The sequence below is a fragment of the Tropicimonas omnivorans genome (assembly GCF_031846565.1).
GTDB classification, from domain to species: Bacteria; Pseudomonadota; Alphaproteobacteria; order Rhodobacterales; family Rhodobacteraceae; genus Tropicimonas_B; species Tropicimonas_B omnivorans.
Genome location: NZ_JAVRHL010000001.1, coordinates 481,063 through 507,496, shown reverse-complemented (window position 1 = coordinate 507,496; position 26,434 = coordinate 481,063). Strand labels below are relative to the sequence as shown.

The following is a 26,434-nucleotide window of genomic DNA, read 5'->3' as shown; positions in this document are numbered from 1 at the left end:
CCGGTAGAGGTCCGGATCCGGGCGTTCCCGGCTTGGTGACGCGACGCAATCGTGGTTACAACCGGAGCGTTCAGAGAGCCGGCGAATGGACCGGGCCAAACGGAGGACACATCCGGCATGATGGCAGCGATCGGCACGAGGCGAGCGGGGCGAAGGGTACTGGCCATGTCGGCCGCGCTTCTGGCCCTCTTGGCTCCCGTGGCCACGCTCGGGCAGTACATGACCGGTGAGACCGATATCCGCCTCGCCGCCGGGGCGCTTCCGCCCGCGCCCCCTCCGCCGACGCTCTCCTTCTACGGCACGCCCGGCCTGATCGACATGCCGACGGCAGAGGCCCTGCCGGACGGGCAACTCGCCTTCTCCACCGCATATTTCGCCGGCTCCACCCGCAATACGCTGACCTTCCAGATCTTCCCCCGGCTCGCCGGCGCGTTCCGCTACTCGATCATCGAAAACGAGAACGCCGGCGGAAGAACGCTCTACGACCGCAGCCTCGACCTTGCCTTTCAACTCGTCGAGGAGGACCGGCGCCTGCCCGGCATCGCCATCGGATTGCGGGACATCGGCGGAACGAGCGTCTTGTCGAGCGAGTATGTCGCCGCGACCAAGCACCTCTCCCCGAAGGTCGCCATCACCGCCGGTCTCGGCTGGGGGCGGCTCGGCACCTACGACGGGTTCGATAATCCGCTCGGCGCGCTCGATGACGGTTTCGATGTGCGCGAGACCGAGCGGGACGATCCCGGCGGGCAGCTCTCCGGGAACTATTTCCAGGGCGATGCGGCGGTCTTCGGCGGCGTCGAATGGCGGCCGACGGACCGGCTCAGCGTCGTCGCCGAATACTCGACCGACGACTACGTCTACGAGACGGGCCGGGGCCTCTTCGAGCGCGAGTCGCCCTTCAATTTCGGCGCCAAGTACAAGGTGAACGACAGCATTACGCTAGGTGGCTACGCGCTCTACGGCACCGAGATCGGCATTACCGCGAGCATTTCCTTCAATCCCAAGACGCCGCCGAACGGCTTTGCCGCCGGCGCGCCGCTTCCGGTGTTGCGCCGCGCCCCCGGCGCCGAGCCCCTGAGCGTGACCCCGGCCGTGTCGACGGCCCTGCGGGACGCCGTCAGCACGGCGCTGGACGCCTACGGGCTGGGCCTCGATGCGCTCGAGATCTCCGGCCGCCGCGCCACGCTGCGGATGTACAACACCACGTACGAATCGGCGCCGATGGCCGTGGGCCGGGCGGCCCGCGTCCTCACCGCCGTGATGCCCTCGCAGGTGGACACGTTCGTCATCGTGCCGATCGTCAACGGCATTCCGGCGAGCGCCGTCACCCTCCGCCGCGGGGATCTCGAGGATCTGGAATACGCCCCCGACAATGCGTGGACGATCTACGCCCGGTCCCGCCTGACCGGCGGCGCCGCGGAAGGCAAACTGCCGCCTGCCGCTTACCCGGACGACCTCTATCCGAAGCTCGATTTCGGCATTTCCCCCTATCTTCAGCCCGCGCTCTTCGATCCGGACGATCCGCTCCGCGCCGATGTGGGTCTGAGGTTTACCGCCTCCTACGAGCCATCGCCGGGCCTCGTCCTGTCCGGCTCGCTCAAGAAGAGGCTTCTCGGCAACCGGGACGAGGCGGACAGGGACGACCCCTCCGAGCTGCCCGTCGTCCGGTCTGACATCGCCCGCTACGCCCAGGAAGGCGATCCCGCGCTGGAATACCTGACCGGGGAGTACTTCTTCCGCCCCGGCCAGGACTATTACGGTCGTGTCACGGCGGGCCTTCTGGAGCGCATGTACGGCGGCGTCTCCGGGGAGGTCCTGTGGAAGCCGGTGGACAGCCGCCTTGGCCTCGGCGTCGAGCTGAACTACGCACGGAAGCGGGACTACGACATCCTGTTCGACTTCCAGGACTACGAGACAGCCACGGGTCATGCCTCCGCCTACTACGATTTCGGCGGCGGCTATCTCGGCCAGATCGATGCCGGGCGGTACCTGGCAGGGGACTGGGGCGCGACCTTCTCGCTCGACCGGGAGTTCGACAACGGAGCCCGGGTCGGCGCGTTCTTCACCCGGACGGACGTTTCCGCCGAGGAGTTCGGCGAAGGGTCGTTCGACAAGGGCATCCGCGTGTCGATTCCCCTCAACTACCTCACGGGCCAGCCCGACCGGTCCTCCACCGGCACGTCGCTTCGGCTCGTGCAGCGTGATGGCGGTCAGCGGCTGAACGTGCGCAACAGGCTCTACGGGGCGGTTCGCGATTACCACCGCCCGGAATACGAAGACCGCTCTGGAGCCTTCTGGAAATGAGATCGCTCGTCCTCTGCCTCGCCCTGACCCTGCTCACCGGCTGCGACCGCGTCCGCGAAGCGATCCCTCTTTTCGGCGGCGCCGCGCCCGAGCCACTGCCGCCGATCACGGCGGCGGAACTCGCCGCGCTCCCCGGCCCCCTGATCCGGGTGGACCTGCCGGTCACCGGCGCGTCGGCCCGGCTCGGCCTTGCCGCGACGAACGGACCGCACCGCACCTATATCAGCCCCGACCAGATCGGCCTCGTCCTCCGGGACGGTACGCTCGTCGCCACGCGCGGCTTTTCCTACGATCTGATGTTCGCGGATAACGAGGAGACCCGCACCGCCCTTCGCAGTGGCGGCGGCTCCGCCCTGGTCCGGGTCCACCGCACGCTGGACGGGGAGCGCCACGAGGTCATCTCGTCATTCGTCTGCGATCTTCGTCCCGCGGGGACGGACACGCTGGCCATAGCCGGTCAGTCCGTCCGCACTCAACTCCTGCGCGAATCATGCACGGGCCCGGAGGCGGATTTCGTCAACAAGTACTGGATCGCCCCCGGCGGAACGCTTCGCAAGAGCATCGAATGGGTCGGTCCGGAGACTGGATATGCGGAAATAACGCATTTGAGGCCCTGACAAGGCGCGGAATTCCGCGAGAGCCCCGTTTCTTCGTGGTGTATTCGCGGTGGAACTGATACCTTTGGTTGAAATTGGACTACCACGGGGCAATCGCGCCCCAACTTCCAGAATGGAGGCACCATGAAGAGAATTGCCCTTCTCGCAAGCGTCGCCGCCCTTGCGCTTTCGAACGCTGCCAGCGCTCAGCAAGTGCAAGCGCAAGGCAACGCGCCCCTTCCTGCCGGAGCGGGTGCAGGCGCTGGCGCAGGCGCTGCTGCCGGGGCCGGCGCTCTCGGCACCGGTGCGATCATCGGGATCAGCGTCGCCACTCTCGCCGCCGTGACCGTCGCAGCGAGCGCCCTGAGCGACGACGACGATGACGACAACGATAGCGAATCGGATATCCCCTCCGGCACGATCGACTAAGTCGGACGTGACCTCCGGAACGCTCCATGTGGAGCAGTCCGCGGGGGATAGCCTGAAATGACCTCAAACCGGGCCCGCGCCGTTCTGCGCGGGCCCGGTTTCGTGACCGTAGCTGCGGGATGAAAGATATGGCGACCATCGTTCCTGTGATTCTCTGCGGTGGATCCGGAACGCGGCTGTGGCCTCTGTCCCGCAAGTCCTACCCCAAGCAGTTCGCGAAACTGACCGGGGAGGACACCCTCTTCCAGCAGTCGGCGAAGCGTCTGACCGGGCCGTCCTATGCACCGCCCGTTGTCGTTACAGCCGCCGATTTCCGCTTCATCGTGACCGAGCAGCTCCTTGCGGCGAGGATCGACCCCGGTGCGATCCTGATCGAGCCGGAAGCCCGCAACACCGCACCCGCTATTCTCGCCGCGGCGCTCTGGCTCAGGAAAACCGATCCAGGCGGGCTGATGCTCGTCGCCCCCTCCGACCATGTGATTCCCGATGACGCCGCCTTTCGCGCGGCCGTGGAGGAGGCCCGGCCCGCCGCGGCCTCGGGCCAGCTCGTCACCTTCGGGATCGCCCCGGATCGGCCCGAGACGGGCTATGGCTATCTCGAACTGGGAGACGGTGAGAGAGCCGGCGCCCGCCCCCTTGCCCGCTTCGTCGAGAAGCCGGATGCCGCCGCGGCCGCCGAGATGATCGCAAGCGGCCGGCACCTGTGGAACGCCGGCATCTTCCTTCTCCCTGTGGACGCCATCATCGCCGCGTTCGAAGCCCATTCGCCGGACCTTGTGGACCCCGTAACGCGTGCGGTCGATGAGGCGACACAGGATCTGGGCTTTCTCCGTCTCGCCCCCGGCCCGTTCGCCGAGGCGCGGGACGTGTCGATCGACTACGCGGTGATGGAAAAGGCCGGCAACCTCTCCGTCGTGCCGTTCGCCGCGGGATGGTCTGACCTCGGAGACTGGAATGCCGTCTGGCGTGAGACCGGACCGGATGAAAACGGCGTCTCCCTGTCCGGCGCGGCGACGGCGATCGCGTGCCGCGATACGCTGCTGCGCTCCGAGGATCCCGACCTCGAGATCGTCGGTCTTGGCCTCAGCGACATCGTCGCCGTCGCCATGCCGGATGCGGTGCTCATCGCGGATCGGGGCCGCACGCAGGAGGTGAAGCACGCCGTCTCGGCGCTGAAGGCGAAGGGCGCCAGGCAGGCGGAACAGCTGCCGCGGGATTACCGGCCCTGGGGCTGGTACCAGACGCTTGCGCTCGCTCCGCGCTTCCAGGTCAAGCGCATCATGGTCCATCCGGGCGCTGCGCTGTCGCTGCAAAGCCATGTCCATCGCGCGGAACACTGGGTCGTCGTGTCGGGCACGGCGCGCGTGACCGTGGACGACGAGGTGCGGCTCGTGACAGAAAACGAATCGATCTTCGTGCCGCTCGGTTCGGTTCACCGGATGGAAAACCCCGGCAAGCTCGACCTGCACCTGATCGAGGTGCAGACCGGAGCCTATCTCGGGGAGGACGACATCATCCGCTACGAAGACGTCTATCGCCGCGACGCCGCCGAATAAGGCGGCGCCGGCGGATCTGCATCAGGTGTCGTTGACGGCCCGGTTGACCGGGTTGAGGATCGCCGGCGGGATCTGGGAGATTGCCCTGTTCCAGCGCGTCACGGGCTGCTCGGCCACGAAGATCACGTCGTTCGGCCGGAGTTCGAAGCGTGTCGCCAGCACGAAGTTGGCCGCGTTGGTGGCATCGAGATGCCACGCCGTCACGGCGGAGAAGTCCCGCGGATCGGCAGAGCCGCGCAGCACATAGATTTGCCGCGAGTTGCCCGTCTGGTTCGAGTAGCCGCCCTGCTCATAGAGCGCATCGGCGAGCGTGGTGTCGTTCTCGTAGGGCATGGCGAAGCGGCTCTGGGTCTGAACCTCCCCCGCGAGATAGACGAAGTCGGGTTGCTCCGCGCCGAGGGACTGGCGGGCCGTGAAATTGCCCCTCTGCTCGGCGAGCGCGGCCCGCTGGAAGCCGACGGCGGAATTCAACTCGGCCAGGGCCTGGGTCCGCGCGGTCTGCTGAAGCTGGCTTCGGGTGATGACCTCTTCGAAGTATGCCTGCGCCTGAGCGAGGTCGTAGGTATCGTCCACGAAGATCGCATCGCCCTTCAGCAGCTTGATGCGGCGGAGCTGGTCGCTCGCATAGAGGTCGTTGACCGGGATCTGGTAGATCTGCCCGTCGCGGTAGATCCGCACCGAGGCATAGTCCACGTCCTGCGCCGTCACGCCGCCAGCATTCGCGAGCGCCTCCTCGAGGTAGAGCGGGGTCAGGGTGATCGGGATCACGCCCGGATTCGAAACGGCCCCGCCGAGGGACACGCGGGAGGAGTTGAATTCGGCGATCTCGAGGCTGAACGTCGGATCGATCTGCGCCTCGACGAGCCGCTGGAAGACCCGGTCCTCGGCTTCAGGCACGGTCATGCCGGACACGCTGATCCGGCCGACATCGGGCACCGCGATCGCGCCGTCATCCTGAACGGTGTACCCCTGCCGGCTGTTCTGCGCGGCGAGGAGGCCGGAGAGCTGCTCGACGGAGGACCCGGTCGGCGTCGCAAGGAGAAGCACGTCTCCGACGCCGATACGGTAAGGCCGCTCCTGCGCTTCCGGGGGCACGCGGAGGGCGAGTTCGCCCGGCCGGTCCTCGGGACGGAAGATCGGGGGCGGAAGCGCGCCGAGGCCCGGGCCGGTCGCGGCGGAGGTGCCGGCGGTCTGGCTGAAGGCAGCGGGCAACTGTTTCGGCTGATAGGCAGAGCGGTTGGCCGCGAGCACTGTCTGCGGAGTGATCGGAACGACGCGCACCGCCGTATCGTCGCCGGCGAAGCCGCGTCCGACCTGCGGTGAGTTGTAGATGACGCCGCACCCTGCAAGGGCCGCCGCCGCTGCAACCATCAGGATCGGCCGCATCGCGCGCTTCATCATTCCGCTCTCCCCTCGCATACCGAACATGCTCATCTTTGCCGCGCTCATGTTCGGCACAGCACGACGCTTTGCAACCCTGGCAGGGCCGAGGGCCCCCCGTCGACGCCGCGTGTTGCTTCATTTCAATCCTGCCGTGCGCGATGCCGCCGTTTTCGCTTGAACGCGCAGCATCCCCTCGGCCATCACCGGGCGGAAGTCCCTTGCGGCACCCGACCCCAACTGCAGGAGCCCACGTGAAGCGCGCACTCATCACCGGCATCACCGGTCAGGACGGCTCCTACCTTGCGGAGTTCCTGCTTGGAAAGGGCTACGAGGTTCACGGCATCAAGCGCCGCGCCTCCTCGTTCAACACCCAGCGGATCGATCATATCTACGAGGATCCCCACGAGCCCAATCCGAAGCTCAAGCTGCATTACGGGGACCTGTCGGACAGCTCCAACCTGATCCGCCTGATGTCGGAAATCCGTCCGGACGAGGTCTACAACCTCGCGGCGCAGTCCCATGTCGCCGTCAGTTTCGAGGCGCCGGAATACACCGCCGACGTGGACGGGCTGGGAACGCTCCGGCTGCTGGAAGCCATCCGTTTCCTCGGAATGGAGAAGACGACGCGCTTCTACCAGGCGTCAACGTCGGAGCTCTACGGCAAGGTGCTGGAGACGCCGCAGACAGAGACGACCCCCTTCCACCCCCGCAGCCCCTACGCGGTGGCGAAGATGTATGCCTACTGGATCTGCGTGAACTACCGGGAGGCCTACGGCCTCTATGCCTGCAACGGAATCCTCTTCAATCACGAGAGCCCCCGGCGCGGCGAGACCTTCGTCACCCGCAAGATCACACGTGGTCTCGCCAATATCGCGCAAGGCCTCGAGGACTGCCTCTACATGGGCAACATCTCGTCGCTCCGGGACTGGGGGCACGCGAAGGATTACGTCCGCATGCAGTGGATGATGCTTCAGCAGGAGAGCCCGGACGACTTCGTCATCGCCACCGGCAAGCAGTATTCCGTCCGCGAATTCATCCGCTGGTCGGCCGAAGAGCTGGGCATGACGCTGGAGTTCCGCGGCGAGGGAATCGAGGAGCATGCGGTGGTGACGGATGTGACAGGGGGCGATGTGCCGTCCGTGACGCCGGGGGACGTCGTGATGCGGATCGATCCCCAGTACTTCCGCCCGGCCGAGGTGGAGACGCTGCTCGGCGATTCCTCCAAGGCCAAGACCCTGCTCGGCTGGGAACCCGAGATTACCGCCCGCGAGATGTGCGCCGAGATGGTCGCGTCGGATCTTCTGACGGCCCGCCGCCACGCGCTTCTGAAGGAGCACGGGTACGCCTTGCCGGTGGCGGTCGAATGAGCGGCGGTATCTTCCTCGCCGGGCATCGCGGCATGGTGGGCGGTGCAATCCTGCGGCAGCTGCGCGCGCGCGGAACGCAGCCCCTCACCCGCTCCCATGCCGAGCTCGACCTTGCCGACCAGTCTGCCGTCCGCAGCTTCATGCAGGCCGAGAGGCCGGACGCCGTGATCCTCGCCGCGGCGAAGGTGGGCGGCATCCATGCCAACGACACCTACCCGGCCGATTTCATCTACGAGAACCTGATGATCGAGGCGAACGTCATCCACCAGGCCCACGAGGCCGGGGTCCAGCGGCTGCTCTTTCTCGGCTCCTCGTGCATCTATCCCCGCCTCGCGCCGCAGCCCATGGCGGAGGACGCGCTTCTGACCGGCAGGCTGGAGCCGACGAACGAGCCCTACGCCATCGCCAAGATCGCCGGGATCAAGCTTTGCGAAAGCTACAGCCGCCAGCATGGCCGCGATTACCGATCCGTCATGCCGACGAACCTCTACGGCCCGGGCGACAACTTCCACCCGCAGAATTCACACGTCCTGCCCGCCCTCATCCGCCGCTTCCATGAAGCCGTGCGCGAAGGCCGCGAGGAGGTCACGATCTGGGGCACCGGCACCCCGCGCCGGGAGTTCCTGCACGTGGACGACATGGCGGAAGCGTCCCTCTTCGTCATGGCGCTCTCGGACGAGACCTACGCGGCAGAAACCGATCCCATGCTCAGCCACATCAACGTCGGTACCGGCGAGGACATCTCAATCGCGGACCTTGCCCGCCTCGTCGCCGACGTGACCGGCTATCAGGGGCGGATCGGGTTCGACACCGGCAAGCCGGACGGCACGCCGCGGAAGCTCATGGACGTCAGCCGCCTCTCCCGCCTCGGCTGGACCGCAAGAACATCGCTCGAAGACGGCGTGCGCGAGACCTATGCGTGGTTCCTGAGCGCGGCGGAAGAAGACGCCCTGAGAGGGTAATCGGGCGATGGTGGCGTCCCGATATTGCCGCCATCGTTACCTGCTCCTCATTTAAGGGCCCGCCATATTCCAGACCTCCGCTGTCTCGATGAAATGTGAGGTGGAAGGCGATCCATGCATCGCCTCCCCCCACACCCGCGCACGGCCAATTGCGCCTATTGGAATGAACTTCGGTCCTGAGAGGAACGCCCCGCGATAGCCCAATGGCCCGAACCGGGCGCCTTCTCTTTCTTCGCCTGATACTATTCCTGCCATTTTCAACGGACCTGGGGGCGCTGCGGGATCTGCGATCAGGATCAAACCCTTTCATGCCCGATCGGGCGTCGGACGGAACGAGTTATCTGATCCGTCATTATTCCACCAATCAGGTCTTCAATTCTCCCGATCATTCGCAGAAATTGAAACGACACGATGGAGGGGGCCGGGATGCGCAGGACATTCAACCGAGAGCGATCGGCGTGAAGAAGATGACCGACACGGGTCCGGGGACTGCGGATGTCACGCGGCAGGACGAGACCACGGAACGCATGCTCGCCGCGATCGGCCGCCGCATCCGTTACCTGCGCAAGTCCCGCGACATGACGCTTCAGCAGCTGGCCGCCTCGAGCGGTGTCAGCGCCTCGATGCTGAGCCTCGTGGAGCGCGGCCTCACCTCGCCGTCCATCGGGTCCCTCATCGTCGTCGGCGAAGCCCTGGGCGTGAGCATCTCCGAGCTGATGGCGACGGACGACCACTCGGGCGATCTCGTGGTACGCCACAGGAACGTGCAGCCCGTCGTCCTGCCCGAGCAGGTGATGCGACGGATGATGCGGGAGGATCAGGCGACCGGCATCAGCCTTTCGGTCGACGAATACGCCCCCGGCACGTCCACCGGGCCAGTTCCGATCACTCAGCGCGGCGTCGGGCATGGCTTCGTCATCGAGGGAAGTCTCACGGTCGATATCGAGGGCACGAGCCACGTCCTCGAGGAGGGTGATCTCATTTCATTCGCGTCCGACCGGCCGCACAGGATCCGCAATCACGGCGACACGCCCGCCCGCACCGTCTGGGTGAACGCGGAGCGCCGCTAGGGCTCCACGCGCCCCGTCGCTGGCCGAGACGCAGCGTTTTACCCTCCTGCCCCTCCCCGCTATCTATCCGGACGGGATGCCAGGGAGTGACGGTATGAACGATCTGCAGATGCGGCTTTCGGACACGCTCGGCCGCGGAGGGTGGCTCGACGCAGGCGAGGCCGGCGGCCGCACGCGGGACTGGCTGGACCGGTTCGGGGAGATGCCGCTCGGCATCGCGCGCCCCGCTTCGACCGAGGAGGTTGCCGCAATCGTCGCCGCCTGCGCCGAGGCCGGCGTTCCCGTCGTGCCACAGGGCGGCAATACCGGCCTTTGCGGCGCGGCGGTAGCGGGGCAGGCAGGCGCCGTGATCCTGACCCTTGAGCGCATGACAAAGGTTGGCGCGGCGGATGCGGATGCCGGATGCATCGAGGTCGAGGCGGGCGCCGTGCTGTCGGACCTGCATTCCGCGCTGGGTGCGACGGGACTGATCTTTCCGCTGCACCTGGGCGCCGAGGGGTCGGCTCGCATCGGCGGCCTCATCGGTACAAATGCCGGCGGCAGCCACGCCGCGCGCTACGGCATGATGCAGGACCTCGTCATCGGACTCGAAGCGGTGCTGGCGGATGGCAGTGTCTGGTCCGGCCTCCGCGCGGTCCAGAAGGACAATGCGGGCTACCAGCTTCGCAAGCTCTTCTGCGGCGCCGAGGGGACGCTCGGGATCGTCACGAAAGCCGTGTTGCGGCTCCATCCCGCGCCCGCCCGCACCGAGGCCGCCTTGCTCGCCCTGCCGAACGCAGCCTCGCTGATCGCCTTCGGAACGGCCCTGCGGCGGGAGGCGGGGGAATTCGTTACCGGCCTCGAGTTCTTCTGCGAGACCGGGATGGAGCTGGTTCGGCGCCACGTCTCCGGGCTGGACCTGCCGCTCGAGAGCCGGGCACCGTTCTACCTGCTCGTGGAGTTGACCTGCGGGTCCGAGAAGGTGCCGCTCTCCGAGATCCTCGAAGCGGCGCTGGAGGGCGGAATGGAGGCCGGCCACGTGACGGATGGAGCCCTCGCGATGTCGGAAGCCCAGCGCGCGCATTTCTGGCGCCTGCGGGAGGAGCAGCCGGAGGGCCAGCGGCTCGAGGGCAAGCAGCTCAAGCATGACATCTCGGTCCCGCCGGGGCGGCTCGCAGCGTTCCTCGAAGAGGCGGAGGGGATCTGCGAGGCGGCACTGCCGGGGGTGCGGATCAACCCGTTCGGGCATTTGGGCGACGGGAACGTGCACTACAATCTCAGTCCGCCGGAGGGGTCGAACGACTTCGGCGATACGGCGCAACGCCTGGGCGAGGAGATCGGCGCCCTGGCCGAACGCATGGGCGGAAGCTTCGCCGCGGAGCATGGTCTCGGCCGCTCCAAGATCGCTCTTGCGGACCGGCTGAGGAGCGAAACGGAACGCCGGGCGATGGCGCGGATCAAGGCCGCGCTCGATCCCGAGGGGCTGATGAACCCGGGCGTGATCGTGCCCGGCGACGGGTAGGCCCGGGACCCGCCATGCCCGATCTCGACGGGACCGCCCAGCGCGGCTAGGCTCCTTTCCCTGATCTCAAGGGGGCGGACCTTATCGATGAAGCAGGCGGCGGGACTTCGCGGGATCGGGGGGACGGCAGCCCTGCCCCTTGCCGTGCTGATCGCGCTCGTCGCCGGGGCGTCCCTCCTGCTGCTCTCCCACGTCTTCCGGAAGGAAGCGGTCGAGGATGGTTCGGCGACGGTGGAGCGCGTGTCCGAAACCATCGAGACCTGGTTTGCCCGTTACAGCGCCCTTGCGCCGATCTACGCCAGGGATCCGCGCGTCATCGCGGCGATGGAGCAAAGCCGGGCGCCGGGGGAGCTCAGGGAGCTGAACCTCGAGCTCGAGGCATGGAACCGTCTCGCCGGCTCGTCGGACACGTATGTCATGGCACCGGACGGCACCACGCTTGCGGCGTCCAACTGGAACGGCGAGGTCAGCTTCGTCGGCCAGAACTTCGCCTATCGTCCCTACTTCAAGAACGCGATGGCGGGCGAGCCGGCCGAGTTCTTCGGACTGGGGACGACCTCGGGCCTCAGGGGATACTACTTCTCCGCCCCCATCGTCGGGGAAGGGGGTGCGATCCTCGGGGTGCTCGTGGTGAAGATCACCATCGATGCGCTGGAGCGGACCCTGCGCGACACCGCGCATCCCGTCTTCGTCACGGACGAGGCGGGGGTCATCATCATTTCCGGTAGTCCGGCCCTGCGGCTTACGGCCCTCGGGGAGATCGACGAAACCGACCGCGCCCGGATCGAGGAAACCCGCAAGTTCGCCCTCTCCGCGGTGACGCCCGCGCCGATCGAGCCCGCCGGGTCCTGGCTCGGCGGCGAATTCCCGGTCGTGCGGGCCCCCGCACCGAACGCGAATGCGGAACCGCGCTCCTACCTGCACCTCTCCCGCGCGCTGCCGAGCCGGGAGTGGCGGCTACACCTGCTCTACGACGCGGCTGGCCTGAACCGGCAATTCTGGATCGCCGCGCTGGCGCTCGCGGCGGCGGCGATTGCCATCTCGTCGCTCATCGCGCTGGCGCTCCAGAGGCGGCGGAGACTGATCGAGCGTCTGGGGGAGCGGGAGCGGGCGCGGGACGCGCTGGAGCGGCGCGTTGCGCTGCGCACCGCGGACCTGACGCGGGCGAACGAGCGCCTGGAGGCGGAGGTCGCCGAACGGCGCGCGGCGGAGGCGGAACTGCGGCGGACCCAGAGCGAGCTCATCCAGGCGGGGAAACTCGCGGCCCTCGGCCAGATGTCCGCCGGCCTCAGCCACGAGTTCAACCAGCCGCTGACCGCCATCCGTTCCTACTCCGAAAATGCCATCGCCTTCTTCGAGGCCGGACGCGGTGATCGGGCCGCGGAGAACCTCGGCCGCGTCCTGCGCCTGACGGAACGCATGGCACAGCTCTCCAAGCATCTCACCCGCTTCGCCCGCCGCTCGCCGGACGGCATTTCCCCGGTGAGAGTGGGACCGGTGATCGCCGAGGCGCTGACGCTGCTGTCCGCCCGGATCGAGCGGGCGGACGCGCGTGTGACGGTCGAGGGGCAGGTGGATGTGCAGGTCTTCGGCGGGGCGGTGCGGCTACAGCACGTGGTGATGAACCTCGTTGGCAATGCGATCGACGCCTCCCCCTCCGGCCCTCCCGTCATTGCCATCAGGCTCGAGCCGCGGGGCGAGGAGGTCGCCATGATCGTCGAGGACAACGGACACGGCATTCCGGACGCGGCGCTGGACTCCATCTTTGATCCGTTCTTCACCACGAAGGAGGTGGGCAAGGGGCTCGGCCTCGGGCTCTCCATTTCCTACAACATCGTCCGGGATTTCGGCGGCACGATGCAGGCGGAGAACCGGAGCGAGGGCGGCGCCCGGATGACCGTCACGCTGCGCCGCGCCGAGGCCCCCGCGCAGGAGGCCGCGGAATGAGCGGAGCTGTGATCCTGGTCGACGACGAGGAGGATATCCGCGTCTCGCTTGAGCAGACGCTCGAGCTCGGCGGCTTCGACGTGACAACCTTCGCCCGGCCGGAGCGTGCGCTGGACCGGATCGGGCCGGGCTTCGATGGTGTCGTCGTGTCCGACATCAGGATGCCCCGCATGAGCGGGATCGACCTTCTGGGGGCGGCGCTGGAGATCGACCCCACCCTCCCGGTCATCCTGATCACCGGTCACGGGGACGTGCCGCTCGCGGTCGAGGCGCTCGGCAAGGGCGCCTACGATTTCATCGAGAAACCCTTCGCGAGCGACCGTCTCGTCTCCTCCATCCGGCGCGCCCTGGAAAAGCGGCGCATGGCGATGGAGATACGGGGCCTCCGGGCCAGGGCGGCCGCGCCCGCCGCCGATCCTCTCGATGACATGATCCTCGGCCACGCTCCCGAAATCGCCGAGCTTCGACGGAAGATCAGGACCATCGCCGGAACCACGCTCGACGTTCTCGTCACCGGCGAGACGGGCACCGGGAAGGAAGCAGTGGCGCGCGCGATCCATGCCCTGTCGGACCGTCCGGGCGGTCCGTTCGTCGCGCTGAACCTCGCCGCGCTGCCGGCCGAGCACGTGGAGGCGGAGCTCTTCGGCTACGTCGCCAGCGCCTTCCCCGGTGCCGTCAGGGCGCGCACCGGCCGGCTGGAGCACGCGCGCGGCGGGACGGTCTATCTCGACGAGATAGGCTCGGCGCCCATGTCGCTCCAGGCCAAGCTGCTGCGGGTGATCGAGGAGCGGGCGATCCTGCCTCTTGGCGCGGCCGAACCGGTCGAGCTGGACCTGCGCTTCGTCGCGTCGAGCCGCCAGCCGCTCGAAGACCTGGTGGAGGCCGGCACCTTCCGGGACGATCTGCTCTACCGCGTGAACCCCGTGACCCTGCGCCTTCCGCCCCTGCGCGCGCGGGCGGGGGACATCGCACGGATCTACCAGCGTTTCATCCAGGAGGCAGCAGACCGCTTCGGGCGGGAGGCGCCGCAGATCGGGCCCGGGGCGATGATCGCCGTCTCGCAGCGCCCGTGGCCCGGAAACCTGCGCGAACTCAAGAGCGCGGCCGAGCGCCACGTCCTCGGCCTCGACGGCGACCCCGCGGCGGGCGCGCGCGCGGCGTCGACGCTCGCCGAACAGGTCGAGGCCTTCGAGCGGGACACCATCGCCGCCGCCCTCGCGTCGACCGGCGGCAATCTCAAGGCGACCTACGAATCCCTCGGTCTGGCGCGAAAGACGCTTTACGAGAAGATGCAGCGCCACGGCCTGAAAAGGCAGGATTTCGAAGGCTGACAACGGGGCGTCCGCGGCCTGCGTGATCGCATCGCACTTCCGCCCTGCCTGGTCCGGTCCGCCCCCGCCGGTGTCAGCTTGCCATGCTGAAACGACCGGTGTCCGGGGCGAAGGACGGGTCGAGCCGCGCGGCGAGGAGGCGCAGGTAGAGGCCGGAGGAGGCCGTCAGGACGCCCTTTTCGAGTGTCCCGATGCCCGGCAGTTCCGAGATGGAGCGGGCGGCGCGACGGAGGAGCCCCTCGTCAGGTTGACCGTGGCGTGCGGCGAGGGTGGAGAGGTCCACCCGCCCGTCGCACATCAACCGCTCGATGGCCTCCGCCGTCAGCTTCTCCGCGTCGTCCATCGCGTAGCCCCGGGCCGTGGGCAGGATCCCCGCCGCGACGGCTCGCTGCCAGTCCCCCGTGGCCGGGGCGTTCTGGGCATAACCGTCGCGGTAGCGGGATATGGCGGAGGGGCCGAACCCGATCAGGGTTTCTGCCCTGTCCGTCGTGTAGCCCTGGAAATTGCGGCGCACCTCGCCCCGCTCCGCCGCGACGGCCAGCGCCTCCCCCGGCAAGGCGTAGTGGTCGATGCCGACGGCGATGTACCCCTCGGCCGTCAGGACCTCCCGCGCGGCCGCGGCGAGCGCGAGGCGTTCCTCCGCCCCCGGCAGCGCGTCCTCGGGGATCAGCCGCTGGCGCCGGGCCATCCACGGGACATGCGCATAGCCGTAGAGCGCGATCCGGTCCGGGCGCATCTCCAGCATGGTGCGGAGCGTAGCCAGGATCCCCGGCTCGGTCTGGTACGGCAGGCCGTAGAGCAGGTCGAAGTTGACCGATGTCGTGCCCCTTGCGCGGAGGCCCTCGACGACGGTCCGCGTCACGTCCGCCGGCTGCTCCCGCCCGATCGCGGCCTGCACCTTTGGATCGAAATCCTGCACCCCTATGGAGGCGCGGGAGAGGCCGAGCCGGGCCAGCGCATCCAAGCGGGCATCGTCGCATTCGCAGGGGTCGATCTCCGCCGAGACTGCCGCTTCCTCCATCGCACCGAACGCACCGCGCAGCATCGCGGCCAGACGGTCCAGCCGCTCCGGCGACAACAGGGTCGGCGTTCCGCCGCCGAGGTGCAGCGCCGAAATCCCGAGCCGCTCCGGCAGGCGTTCGCGCACGGCGGGGATCTCCATCGCGAGGTGATCGAGATAGCGATCGAGCGGCGCGTCGGTGCGGGTGCCTTGAGTGCGGCAGGCACAGAACCAGCAGAGGCGACGACAGAATGGCACATGCACGTAGAGCGACACCTCGTCGCGGTCCGGCAGCGCTCCGAGCCAGCGATCCACGGTCTCGGGACCGACCGAAGCTGAGAACCTGTTGGCCGGCGGATAGCTCGTGTAGCGCGGAACGCGTGAATCGAGCAGGGCGGTGCGGAGCGGGTGATGTGTCATGCGGCGATCAGATGCCGAGACGGACAAAGAGGCGCATTGATCCACGTCAAGTCAGTGCGTATCCCCCCCGCATGAGCAAGATTGACCGCATCAGCCGCTGTGACGAATGCCCGATCCGGCACAATGCCGTCTGCGCCGAATGCGACGCGGCGGAACTTGCGATGCTCGAAGCGTCCAAGAGCTACATGACGATTCCCGCGGGGGCGACCATCGCCTCCGCCGGCGAGCCGCTCACGCATCTGAGCTCCATAATCACGGGCTGCGCGACCATGTCGCGGACGCTGGAAGATGGCCGGCGGCAGACCGTGGGCCTTCTTCTGCCGTCGAATTTCATCGGCCGTCCGGGGCGGGAATGTTCCATCTATGATGTGGAGGCGGCGTCGGAGGTGACGCTTTGCCGGTTCGAACGCCGGACCTTTGAGCGCATGGTGCAGGATACGCCGCACATCGCGGCGCGCCTTCTGATGATGACACTGGACGAGCTGGACGTGGCGCGGGAATGGGCCGTGGTGCTGGGCCGCATGACGGCGCGGGAGAAGGTCGCGGCCTTCTTCGTCAGCCTCGCGCGGCGGCAGGCGCAAACCGATGGCGGCCGCCCGCCCGCACGGACGACGACGCTGAAGCTGCCGCTCTCCCGCGAGGCAATCGCGGACCATCTCGGCCTCACCATCGAGACGACGAGCCGCCAGATCACCGCGCTTCGCAAGGCGGGCCTCATCGAGACCCCCTCCCTCCGCGCCGTCCTCATTCCGGACTTCGAGAAGCTGGCCCTCGAAGCCGGCGAGGACGACGACGGCGGGATCGTCGCCTGAGGGCGCCCGGCCTTTCACCACGTAGAAGAGACTGCGCCCCGGCCCGCCACATGGCGCTTGCGGCGTCGTGGCATCCAGAAACCCCGAGCGACCCCCAGAACCTGACGTGAACGGCACCGGGACCGCCGCCCGATGGCCGGTCAGCCGCATTTCCCCCCTCGCCGCTCCGGTTTGATTTACATCAAGGCGCCCCCCTCACGGGACTGTCAGAGCACGCCGGACGACCGGCCGGGCGATTCCGTCCCGGCTTCCGAGGGCAGTATGGGGAAAGAAACATGCCGTATCTGAGGCTGGCAGGACTGGCCATGATCGCGCTTCTGGCGGCAATCGCAGCCGATCAGGGCCACGATCTGGCCTACCGGGTTCACGGAGCGCTCGTGATGCTCGTGGCGGGCGGGCTGTTCCTGTGGGAGCTGCGTCGCGCCGAGGAGGTCCGCCCCGTGCTGGACGTCTCGGGCTACATGGACGGCCCCATCCGCGCCGGCGTCGTCGCCACGGCCTTCTGGGGCGTGGTGGGCTTTCTCGTCGGCGTGTTCATCGCGCTCCAGCTTGCCTTTCCCGCCCTGAATTTCGATTGGGCCCAGGGATATGCGAATTTCGGCCGGCTGCGTCCCCTGCATACCTCGGCCGTGATCTTCGCCTTCGGCGGCAACGCCCTCATCGCGACGTCGTTCTACGTCGTGCAGCGGACCTCCGCGGCACGGCTCTGGGGCGGCAACTCGGCCTGGTTCGTGTTCTGGGGGTACCAGCTCTTCATCGTCCTGGCCGCGACCGGGTACCTCCTCGGCGCCACGCAGTCGAAGGAATACGCCGAGCCCGAATGGTACGTGGACATCTGGCTGACCATCGTCTGGCTGGTCTATCTCGCGGTGTTCCTCGGCACGATCGTGAAGCGCCGCCAGCCGCATATCTACGTCGCCAACTGGTTCTATCTCGCCTTCATCGTGACGGTGGCGCTGCTGCATGTCGTGAACAACATCTCCATCCCCGTCTCGATCCTCGGCTCCAAGTCGGTCCAGGTCTTCTCGGGCGTGCAGGACGCAATGACCCAGTGGTGGTACGGCCACAACGCCGTGGGCTTCTTCCTGACCGCCGGGTTCCTGGGGATGATGTACTACTTCGTCCCCAAGCAGGCTAACCGCCCGATCTACAGCTACAAGCTCTCGATCATCCACTTCTGGGCGCTGATCTTCCTCTACATCTGGGCCGGTCCGCACCACCTGCACTACACCGCGCTGCCCGACTGGGCCTCGACCCTCGGGATGGTGTTCTCGATCATGCTCTGGATGCCCAGCTGGGGCGGCATGATCAACGGGCTGATGACGCTCGAAGGTGCCTGGGACAAGATCCGCACCGATCCGATCATCCGCATGTTCGTGGCCTCGCTCGCCTTCTACGGCATGGCGACCTTCGAAGGGCCGATGATGTCGATCCGCGCGGTCAACTCGCTGTCGCACTACACCGACTGGACCATCGGCCACGTGCATTCGGGCGCGCTCGGCTGGAACGGCCTGATCACCTTCGGCTGTCTCTACTTCCTGACGCCGCGCCTCTGGGGCCGGGCCCGGATGTACTCGATCTCCGCGATCAACTGGCACTTCTGGCTCGCGACGATCGGCATCGTTCTCTACGCGGCGTCGATGTGGGTCTCGGGGATCATGGAAGGCCTGATGTGGCGCGAGGTCGATGCGCAGGGCTTCCTGGTCAACTCCTTCGCCGACACCGTCGCCGCCAAGTTCCCGATGTACGTGGTTCGCGCCGCGGGGGGCGGCCTCTACCTCACCGGCGCGCTCGTCATGGTCTGGAACATGTGGATGACCGTCCGCGCCGCTCCCGCCCGTGAGGGCGCTCCCGATACCGCCATTCCCGCGGAGTGATCTCAAGATGACCAAGCACAACGACCAGATCCCCGACCCGGACCGCGATCCCAAGACCGTCACCCTGAAGGACACGGCCCGCGACGGCTCCGTCCCCAACGAGCTGCCGCACCATACCAAGCTGCTCGACAGGCACGGGATCATCGAGCGCAACGCGACGCTGCTTCTCGTCTTCTCGTTCCTCGTCGTCACGATCGGCGGCATCGTCGAGATCGCACCGCTCTTCTGGCTGGAGAACACCATCGAGGAGGTGGAGGGCGTCCGCCCCTACTCCCCGCTCGAGCTGGCGGGGCGGGACATCTACATCCGCGAGGGCTGCTACAACTGCCACAGCCAGATGATCCGGCCGATGCACGACGAGGTGGAGCGCTACGGCCATTACAGCCTCGCCGCGGAATCTATGTACGATCACCCGCACCAGTGGGGGTCCAAGCGGACCGGGCCGGACGTCGCCCGCGTGGGCGGCCGTTACTCGGACGAGTGGCATGTCGATCACCTGGTGGACCCGCAATCGGTCGTGCCCGAGAGCATCATGCCGAAATACGACTACCTCGCCCGCACGCGCATCACGCCCGAGCATATCGAGAGCCTGCTGCGGACCCATGCCTTCGTCGGCGTGCCCTACACCGAGGAGATGATCGAGAACGCGGCGGCCGACTTCCGCGTCCAGGTCGAACCCTTCGGCGATTGGGACGGGCTTCTGGAGCGCTATCCCGGCGCCCAGGTCCGCAACTTCGACGGCCAGCCCGAGCTGACCGAGATGGATGCGCTGATCGCCTATCTGCAGATGCTCGGCACCCTAGTCGACTTCTCGACCTTTACCGCCGACGACAGCCGCTGAGGACAGGATCATGAACGATACCTACAGCATAATGCGCCACTTTGCCGACAGCTGGGCCCTCCTGGTGCTCTTCTTCTTCTTCGTCGGCGCGATCCTCTGGGCCTGGCGGCCCGGTAGCCGTCCCCTGCACGACGACGCGGCCCACTCGATCTTCTCCCCCGAAGCGGAGCGTCTTCTGCCGGCGGCAGCCTCGGACAGGACCTGCGACGGACCCCGTCGCAACGCAGCGGAGGGCGCGAAATGAGCGAGAAACGCATCGACGACGTCACCGGCACCGAGACCACCGGCCACAATTGGGACGGGATCGAGGAGCTGAACAATCCGCTGCCACGCTGGTGGCTCTGGACCTTCTACGCCTGCATCCTCTTCTCGGTGGTCTACACCATCTTCTTCCCGGCCTGGCCCCTGGTCTCGGGTGCGACGCAAGGGGTTCTCGGCTGGTCCACCCGCGGCGAGGTCGCCCGCGACATCGCACAGATCGACGAGGGGCAGCAGCAGTACCGCGAGGGGCTGCTCGCCGTCGATGTCCACATGATCCGCGACAACGAGGAACTCCAGAATTACGCCGTGCAGGCCGGTGCGGCGCTCTTCCGCAACAATTGCTCGCAATGCCACGGCTCTGGCGCGGCGGGGGCCGTCGGCTATCCCAACCTGCTCGACGATGACTGGCTCTGGGGCGGACGCATCGAGGACATCGCCTACACGATCCGGCACGGCATCCGGAACGAGGAAGATCCCGACGCACGCTTCTCCCAGATGCCGGCCTTCGGCGAGATGCTGACCGAGGGAGAGATCGCCGGGCTCGCCCGTCACGTCCAGAGCCTGCCGGACGGCACTGATCCGCTCTCCGGCCCCGCGGGTCAGCTTTTCGCGGACAACTGCGCGACCTGTCACGGCGACGATGCGCAGGGTGACCCTGAAATCGGCGCGCCCGACCTGACGGACGCGATCTGGCTCTATGGCAGCGATATCGCCTCGCTCGAGGACACCATCTCCCGCGGGCCCTTCGGCGTCATGCCGCCCTGGGGCGAGCGTCTGGGCGAAGCGAATGTTCGTTCGCTCGCGGCCTATGTCCACCAGCTCGGTGGCGGCGAGGCGGGCGAGCCGCGCTCCGAGACGAATGTCGAGGAGCAGATCGGCGAGGGCGATGTGCCCGAGGGCGCCGGCCCCACGGGCGGCGATCCGTCCGATCCGGACCAGGTTCCGTTCCCCGAGGAGGCGAGCGGTACGGACTGAGCGCGACACGTCGCTCCTGCCCACCCTGTTCGCGCAAAATCGGGCGGGGCGGCGCGCTCGGACTGGCGGCGCCCGGACACTCCGGGTGCCGCCTTTTTCGTGACGCGGGCTGTCGTCCAGTGGGGCGGCGAAGGAGCGCGGGGGAGCAACGCACCGTTTTCTTGTCCGGCCGGGGATCGTACAGGACCGGCATGACACATGATCTCATCGTTCTGGGAGCCGGGGCCGCCGGCTTGATGGCCGCCGCGACGGCGGGGCAGGCCGGCGCCCGCGTGCTCCTGCTCGATCACGCCGACAAGGCCGGCAAGAAGATCCTGATTTCGGGCGGGGGCCGGTGCAACTTCACCAATACGGGCACCGAAGCGGAGAACTTCCTGTCCGAGAACCCGCATTTCAGCAAGTCCGCGCTCGTGCGCTACACCCAGTGGGACTTTCTCGCCCTGGTCGAGCGCCACGGGATCGCCTGGCATGAGAAGACCCTCGGGCAGCTTTTCTGCGACGGCTCCGCACGGCAGATCGTGGCGATGCTCCTTGAGGAATGCGCCGCCGGAGGTGTCGAGCTGCGCCTGTCGACGAAGATCGACGACATCGGCCACGGCGACGGTCTGTTCCGCGTCGCCGGCGCCACCGCGCCGCAACTGATCGTCGCCACCGGCGGCCCGTCGATCCCGAAGATGGGGGCGACGGGGATCGCCTACCGGATTGCGGAGCGCTTCGGCCTTCCCGTCGTCACGCCGCGGCCCGCGCTCGTTCCCCTGACCCTGGGGGAGGACGCGCAAGCCTTCCGGGACATTTCGGGCGTCTCGTCCAGCGTCACGGCATCGGCCGGAGGCGCCGCGTTTTCCGAGGCCGCGCTCTTCACGCATCGCGGGCTGTCGGGCCCCGCCATTCTTCAGGCCTCCTCCTACTGGACACCCGGCGCGCCGGTAATGCTCAACCTTCTGAGCAATGCCGAGGAGGTCCTTCGGGAGGCGCGGCGGAACTCCCCGCGCATCCGGTTGCGGTCCGTCCTGAGCGAGCATCTTCCGAACCGCCTGGCCGAAGTTCTGGCCGCGCGCGTCGGATTGCAGACGGAGATGGGCAATACGTCCGACAAGGAGATCGCGCGGGTCGCCGGCGAGCTTCAGGCCCTGACGTTCCATCCGACCGGGACCGAAGGGTTCGCCAAGGCCGAGGTCACCGCCGGCGGCATTTCGACCGATGCCCTGTCCTCCCGGACGATGGAGGCGAAGTCGGTTCCGGGGCTCTATGCCATAGGAGAGGCGGTCGACGTCACCGGCTGGCTCGGAGGGTACAATTTCCAGTGGGCCTGGGCGTCGGGCTGGGCCGCGGGACAGGCGGCCGCCGAGAAGCTCGACCGCTGAACAGGAGGCCTCACGCCGCGACCGCAGATCCCGGCACGGCCGCGGTGACGTCCCACGGAGCCTCTCGTTCATGTGACCGCCGGCCGGGCACCTCCTCCCGCCCTTTGATCCACGTCAAGGCGCCGCGGCCCCCGCTCTGCGAACAGGGCGCGCGAACAGGACGAAAGTGCCATGGCGACCAATTCAGACTCCCTCTACGCCGCGCGCGCGCCGATCTTCCCCAAACGGGTCTCCGGTCCCTTCCGCCGCCTCAAGTGGCAGATCATGGCAGTCACGCTCGGCATCTATTATTTCGTTCCGTGGATCAGGTGGGATCGCGGGCCGGACCTGCCGGACCAGGCGGTGCTCGTCGACATGGCGGGCCGACGCTTCTACTTCTTCTGGATCGAGATCTGGCCGCACGAATTCTACTTCGTCGCCGGCCTTCTGGTCATGGCGGGGCTCGGCCTCTTCCTCTTCACCGCGGCGCTCGGCCGGGTCTGGTGCGGCTATACCTGCCCGCAGACCGTCTGGACGGACCTCTTCATCCTCGTCGAACGATGGGTCGAAGGGGACCGCAATGCCCGAATGAGGCTCGACAAGGCACCGTGGAGCGCCCGCAAATGGCGGCTGCGCCTGACGAAGTGGACGATCTGGCTCCTCATCTCGGTGGCGACCGGGGGCGCGTGGGTCTTCTACTTCACGGACGCGCCGACGCTGGCGCTGGATCTCGTGACGCTGAACGCCCACCCCGCCGCCTGGTCCGCGATCGCGCTTCTCACGGCGACGACCTTCACCTTCGGCGGCTTCATGCGGGAGCAGATCTGCATCTATGCCTGCCCATGGCCCCGCATCCAGGGCGCGATGATGGACGAGGACACGCTGACCGTCGCCTATCGCGAATGGCGGGGGGAGCCGCGGGGGAAGGGCCTGAGGCGCCGGGCCGTCGCCGAAGCGGCGGAAACGACCACCCGAGCCGCCGGGCCACAGATCGGCGGACGCTCCCCCGCGATCCCGATGCCGGGGATGCCGACAGGCGTCGGCGGCCCGATCCCGGACAACGCCCCCGGGGACTGCATCGACTGCAATGCCTGCGTGAACGTCTGCCCCATGGGGATCGATATCCGCGACGGGCAGCAGATGGCCTGCATCACCTGCGCGCTGTGCATCGATGCCTGCGACGAGGTCATGGGAAAGATCGGCCGCCCGCGCGGTCTGATCGACTATATCGCCCTGGCCGATGCCCCGGCGGAGCGGGAAGGACGCGCCCCGCGCTCCGTCTGGCGACACGTCCTGCGGCCGCGGAATATCTTCTACTTCGCCCTCTGGGGCGGGATCGGCCTTGCCCTCGTCTTCGCGCTCTTCATTCGCCCCGATATCGAACTCACCGTCGCGCCGGTGCGGAATCCGACCTTCGTGACCCTCTCGGATGGCGCCGTCCGCAATGCCTATGACGTGCGCCTGCGCAACAAGCACGGCGAACCGCGGGATTTCACGCTCGGCGTGACGACCTCCTCCGATTTGTCGCTCAGCGTCGAAGGCGTTGCGGAAACAAGCGTCGAGGTGCCGGCGGATGCGCAGGCCCTCACGCGCGTCTACGTGACGGCCCCGGCCGGCGCGAAGGCGGCCCAAGGCGATACGACGGATCTGCGGATCTGGATCATGGACGACATCTCCGGGGAGCGCGCCTCCGCTCCCACCACATTCAACGGGAGGGGCACCCGATGACCCTTACGGGACGCAAGGTTCTTGCACTCTTTATCGGCGCCTTCAGCGTGATCATCGGGGTGAACCTCGCCCTTGCCTACAACGCCGTGCGGACCTTTCCGGGCCTCGAGGTCGCGAACTCTTACGTCGCGAGCCAGAGCTTCGACGACCGCAAGGCCGCGCAGGAGGCGCTCGCCTGGGACCTCGACGCGGACTACGACGGAGGCATCCTGAGCGTGACGCTCCGCGATGCGGCGGGCGTGCCGGTGACGAGCCCCGCCCTTCTGACCCTCGGTCGGCCCACCGAGGGGCGGGACGACCTCGCCCGCCGGTTCGAGGGCCAAGACAGCTGGCTGATGGAGCTGGAGCCGGGTCTCTGGCGGGTGGACGTCGAGGCCGAGGCGCCGGACGGGACCGCCTTCACGCGCCGGCTGAAGCTCCGGGTCACGCCATGACAGCCGCCTGCCCCGCCTGCGTTGCCTTGCCGGAACGGGCGGCGGCGCGGGACGCCGATCCCGATCTCGTCCTGCACCTGCCGGACATCCATTGCGCGGGCTGCATCGCGTCGGTGGAAGAGACGCTCGGGCGGCTTCCGGAGGTCCGGGAGGCGCGGGTGAACCTGACCCTGCGCCGCGTCTTCATCGCCGGGGCGAATATCGCGCCCGGCCCCATGATCGACGCGCTCGCCGGCGCCGGACACAGGGCGCAGGAGCTCGATACAGGGCGCCTCGGACGGCAGGGAAACGAGGGACGGGATCTTCTCATGCGGATCGGCGTGGCCGGGTTCGCGATGATGAACGTGATGCTCCTGTCCGTCGCCGTATGGTCCGGCGCCGCCGGCGCGACGGAGCGGCTCTTTCACCTGATCTCGGCTGCCATCGCCCTGCCCGCCGTCGCCTTTTCGGGCCGTCCGTTCTTCGCCTCGGCGCTCACGGCCCTCTCTCGCGGCAGACTGAACATGGACGTGCCGATCTCGCTTGCGATCACGCTGGCGGCTCTCGTCTCCCTCGCGAGCGCCCTCTTCGGCGGTGAGCAGCACGGCTGGTTCGACGCGGCGCTGGCGCTGACCTTCTTCCTCCTCATCGGACGGTATCTCGACCATGCCGGGCGCAACGCAGCCCGGTCCGCCGCGGCGGAACTCGCCGCGCTCGACGTGTCGCAGGCAATCCTCCTCGAGGGGGGCGCCGAGCGGATCGTGAGGGCCGAGGACCTCGCTCCGGGAGACATGATACGCGCACGGCCGGGGGACAGGCTGCCGGCGGACGGGGTGGTGACAAGTGGCCTCAGCGATCTCGACCGCTCCGCCCTCACCGGAGAATCGAAGGCCGGCCGGGTCGGACCCGGGGAAGAGGTCGCGGCGGGCGAGGTGAACCTCACCGGGCCGCTCGACATCCGCGTGGTGCGGGCCGGGCGGGATACCGCGCTCAGTCGCCTGACGGATCTCGTGGCCACGGCGGAGGCGCAGCGCTCCCGCCATGCCGGCATCGCCGACCGTGCCGCGCGCGCCTATGCGCCCGTCGTCCACATCCTCGGCGCCGCCGCGTTCCTGCTCTGGCTCGCTCTCACCGGAGATGCGTGGCGCGCGCTCGACGTCGCGATTTCCGTCCTCGTCATCACCTGCCCCTGCGCGCTCGGGCTCGCCGTGCCCGCCGTGTCCACGGTCGCGACCGCGCGCCTCTACAAGCTGGGCCTCCTCGTCAAATCGCGCACCGCGCTGGAGCGGCTGTCGGAGATCGACCTCGTGGTATTCGACAAGACCGGCACGCTGACGACCGGCGCCGCGCGGCTCCGCGGCGAGCCGGACCCTGCGGCGCTGTCCCTTGCGGCCGGTCTCGCGCAGGGATCGAACCATCCCTATTCCCGCGCCATTGTCGCGGCGGCAGCGGAAAGAGGCCTTGAGCCGGCCCCGGTTCAGGATGTGACGGAGGTCGCCGGCCGCGGTGTCGAGGGCCGGTCGGGCGGGCGCCGCGTCCGGCTCGGGCGGCCGGACTGGGCCGGACCGGGCGACGCCGATCCCGATGGGGTCGCCCTCGGCGACGGTACGCATGTCACCCTCTTCACCTTCGAGGAAGAACCGCGCCCCGATGCCGAAGAGTGCCTGCGCACCCTCGAGGCCCACGGCTATGACATCGCCCTTCTCTCGGGCGACGCCTCCGCCGCGGTCGCCCGCATCGCCGGGCGCCTCGGGATCGAATCCGCCACGGGGCGGATGACGCCCGAGGAGAAGGCCGCCTGGCTCGAGGCGCGCGCCGCGGAGGGCCGCCGGACACTGATGATCGGAGACGGCCTGAACGACACCGGCGCGCTCTCCGTCGCGCATGCAGCCCTGTCCCCCGGCTCCGCCCTCGAAGCCGCGCGAAGTCTCGCGGACGTGGTGCTGCTCTCGGATCGCCTCGAACCCATCGCGACGCTTCTCGCGACCGCCCGCGCAAGCACGGTCCGGATGAAGCAGAACATCGCGCTGGCCGGTCTCTACAACGTGGTGGCGGTGCCGCTCGCCTTCTCCGGCCACGCGACCCCGCTGATCGCCGCGCTCGCCATGTCCGCGTCTTCGTTGACGGTGTCGCTCAATGCGGCGAGGAAGCTGGCATGAACGTCCTCGCCATCCTCATCCCGGTCTCCGTCTCCCTCGGCATCCTCGGGCTGGCCGCCTTCGTCTGGACCATGCGCGCCTCGCAGTATGACGATCCGGACGGCGACCGCGCCCGTATCCTCGACGAGCGCTACGACGACGATCCGGCGGGCTGACGCC

Annotated in this window: 22 protein-coding genes; 20 read left to right on the top strand and 2 right to left on the bottom strand. The window is 68.0% G+C overall.

Features of this window, described 5'->3' with window-relative positions:
- Positions 1-117 precede the first annotated feature (117 nt).
- The 4 genes from RM543_RS02515 (at position 118) to RM543_RS02500 (ending at position 4,885) form a co-directional block, all read left to right on the top strand.
- Positions 118-2,304, top strand: a complete 2,187-nt coding sequence (locus RM543_RS02515) for a YjbH domain-containing protein (protein WP_311689310.1) — start codon at positions 118-120, stop codon at positions 2,302-2,304.
- On the top strand, positions 2,301-2,921 hold the full coding sequence (locus RM543_RS02510) for a YjbF family lipoprotein (RefSeq protein ID WP_311689308.1): 621 nt from the start codon (positions 2,301-2,303) through the stop codon (positions 2,919-2,921). The genes RM543_RS02515 and RM543_RS02510 overlap by 4 nt, the downstream gene beginning before the upstream one ends.
- Before the next feature lie 123 nt (positions 2,922-3,044).
- The gene (locus RM543_RS02505) at positions 3,045-3,329 is read left to right on the top strand and encodes a hypothetical protein (protein WP_311689306.1); all 285 of its coding nucleotides are present in this window, start codon (positions 3,045-3,047) and stop codon (positions 3,327-3,329) included.
- A gap of 119 nt (positions 3,330-3,448) precedes the next feature.
- Positions 3,449-4,885, top strand: coding sequence for a mannose-1-phosphate guanylyltransferase/mannose-6-phosphate isomerase (locus RM543_RS02500; RefSeq protein ID WP_311689304.1), 1,437 nt, complete (start codon positions 3,449-3,451; stop codon positions 4,883-4,885).
- Between the two features lie 21 nt (positions 4,886-4,906).
- Here RM543_RS02500 and RM543_RS02495 read toward each other — a convergent pair whose 3' ends face one another.
- A complete protein-coding gene (locus RM543_RS02495; protein WP_432280430.1) occupies positions 4,907-6,313 on the bottom strand; it encodes a polysaccharide biosynthesis/export family protein in 1,407 nt (468 codons plus the stop codon).
- A 206-nt stretch (positions 6,314-6,519) separates the two neighbouring features.
- Between RM543_RS02495 and gmd the strand changes: the two genes are divergently transcribed.
- The 6 genes from gmd to RM543_RS02465 all read left to right on the top strand — a co-directional run bounded on the left by gmd (position 6,520) and on the right by RM543_RS02465 (position 14,446).
- Positions 6,520-7,635: a GDP-mannose 4,6-dehydratase gene (gene gmd, locus RM543_RS02490; RefSeq protein WP_311689302.1), complete on the top strand. Its 1,116-nt coding sequence runs from the start codon at positions 6,520-6,522 to the stop codon at positions 7,633-7,635.
- Positions 7,632-8,597 carry a GDP-L-fucose synthase gene (fcl, locus tag RM543_RS02485; RefSeq protein WP_311689300.1) on the top strand — a complete coding sequence of 322 codons (966 nt, stop codon included), beginning with the start codon at positions 7,632-7,634 and terminating at the stop codon, positions 8,595-8,597. Before gmd ends, fcl begins: the two co-directional genes overlap by 4 nt.
- A gap of 467 nt (positions 8,598-9,064) precedes the next feature.
- Positions 9,065-9,667, top strand: coding sequence for a helix-turn-helix domain-containing protein (locus RM543_RS02480; protein WP_311689298.1), 603 nt, complete (start codon positions 9,065-9,067; stop codon positions 9,665-9,667).
- A 94-nt stretch (positions 9,668-9,761) separates the two neighbouring features.
- Positions 9,762-11,168 carry an FAD-binding oxidoreductase gene (locus RM543_RS02475; RefSeq protein ID WP_311689296.1) on the top strand — a complete coding sequence of 469 codons (1,407 nt, stop codon included), beginning with the start codon at positions 9,762-9,764 and terminating at the stop codon, positions 11,166-11,168.
- 87 nt (positions 11,169-11,255) lie between these two features.
- Entirely contained in the window at positions 11,256-13,115 is a 1,860-nt protein-coding gene (locus RM543_RS02470; RefSeq protein WP_311689294.1) for a sensor histidine kinase, read from the top strand.
- Positions 13,112-14,446: a sigma-54-dependent transcriptional regulator gene (locus RM543_RS02465; RefSeq protein ID WP_311689292.1), complete on the top strand. Its 1,335-nt coding sequence runs from the start codon at positions 13,112-13,114 to the stop codon at positions 14,444-14,446. Before RM543_RS02470 ends, RM543_RS02465 begins: the two co-directional genes overlap by 4 nt.
- Positions 14,447-14,519: 73 nt before the next feature.
- Here the strand turns inward: RM543_RS02465 and hemN are convergent, their stop codons facing one another.
- Positions 14,520-15,866 (bottom strand): oxygen-independent coproporphyrinogen III oxidase, encoded by a 1,347-nt coding sequence (gene hemN / locus RM543_RS02460; protein ID WP_311689290.1) that lies wholly within the window; start codon positions 15,864-15,866, stop codon positions 14,520-14,522.
- Between the two features lie 71 nt (positions 15,867-15,937).
- Here hemN and fnrL point away from each other — a divergent pair, with 71 nt between their 5' ends.
- From fnrL to ccoS, 10 genes are all read left to right on the top strand, one after another.
- Positions 15,938-16,678, top strand: a complete 741-nt coding sequence (gene fnrL, locus RM543_RS02455; protein ID WP_311689288.1) for a transcriptional regulator FnrL — start codon at positions 15,938-15,940, stop codon at positions 16,676-16,678.
- 275 nt (positions 16,679-16,953) lie between these two features.
- Positions 16,954-18,555, top strand: coding sequence for a cytochrome-c oxidase, cbb3-type subunit I (gene ccoN, locus RM543_RS02450; protein WP_311689286.1), 1,602 nt, complete (start codon positions 16,954-16,956; stop codon positions 18,553-18,555).
- Positions 18,556-18,562: 7 nt separating this feature from the next.
- Positions 18,563-19,396, top strand: coding sequence for a cytochrome-c oxidase, cbb3-type subunit II (ccoO, locus tag RM543_RS02445; protein WP_311689284.1), 834 nt, complete (start codon positions 18,563-18,565; stop codon positions 19,394-19,396).
- A gap of 10 nt (positions 19,397-19,406) precedes the next feature.
- Positions 19,407-19,640 carry a cbb3-type cytochrome c oxidase subunit 3 gene (locus tag RM543_RS02440; protein WP_311689282.1) on the top strand — a complete coding sequence of 78 codons (234 nt, stop codon included), beginning with the start codon at positions 19,407-19,409 and terminating at the stop codon, positions 19,638-19,640.
- Entirely contained in the window at positions 19,637-20,632 is a 996-nt protein-coding gene (ccoP, locus tag RM543_RS02435) for a cytochrome-c oxidase, cbb3-type subunit III (RefSeq protein ID WP_311689280.1), read from the top strand. Before RM543_RS02440 ends, ccoP begins: the two co-directional genes overlap by 4 nt.
- Before the next feature lie 191 nt (positions 20,633-20,823).
- Positions 20,824-21,996 (top strand): BaiN/RdsA family NAD(P)/FAD-dependent oxidoreductase, encoded by a 1,173-nt coding sequence (locus RM543_RS02430; RefSeq protein WP_311689278.1) that lies wholly within the window; start codon positions 20,824-20,826, stop codon positions 21,994-21,996.
- 171 nt (positions 21,997-22,167) lie between these two features.
- Positions 22,168-23,703: an RdxA/RdxB/FixG family protein gene (locus RM543_RS02425; RefSeq protein WP_311689276.1), complete on the top strand. Its 1,536-nt coding sequence runs from the start codon at positions 22,168-22,170 to the stop codon at positions 23,701-23,703.
- Positions 23,700-24,137 carry a FixH family protein gene (locus RM543_RS02420; RefSeq protein ID WP_311689274.1) on the top strand — a complete coding sequence of 146 codons (438 nt, stop codon included), beginning with the start codon at positions 23,700-23,702 and terminating at the stop codon, positions 24,135-24,137. The genes RM543_RS02425 and RM543_RS02420 overlap by 4 nt, the downstream gene beginning before the upstream one ends.
- Complete coding sequence (locus tag RM543_RS02415; RefSeq protein WP_311689272.1) at positions 24,134-26,275, top strand: heavy metal translocating P-type ATPase; 2,142 nt, start codon at positions 24,134-24,136, stop codon at positions 26,273-26,275. The genes RM543_RS02420 and RM543_RS02415 overlap by 4 nt, the downstream gene beginning before the upstream one ends.
- Positions 26,272-26,430 (top strand): cbb3-type cytochrome oxidase assembly protein CcoS, encoded by a 159-nt coding sequence (ccoS, locus tag RM543_RS02410; protein ID WP_116086302.1) that lies wholly within the window; start codon positions 26,272-26,274, stop codon positions 26,428-26,430. Before RM543_RS02415 ends, ccoS begins: the two co-directional genes overlap by 4 nt.
- Positions 26,431-26,434: the final 4 nt, after the last annotated feature.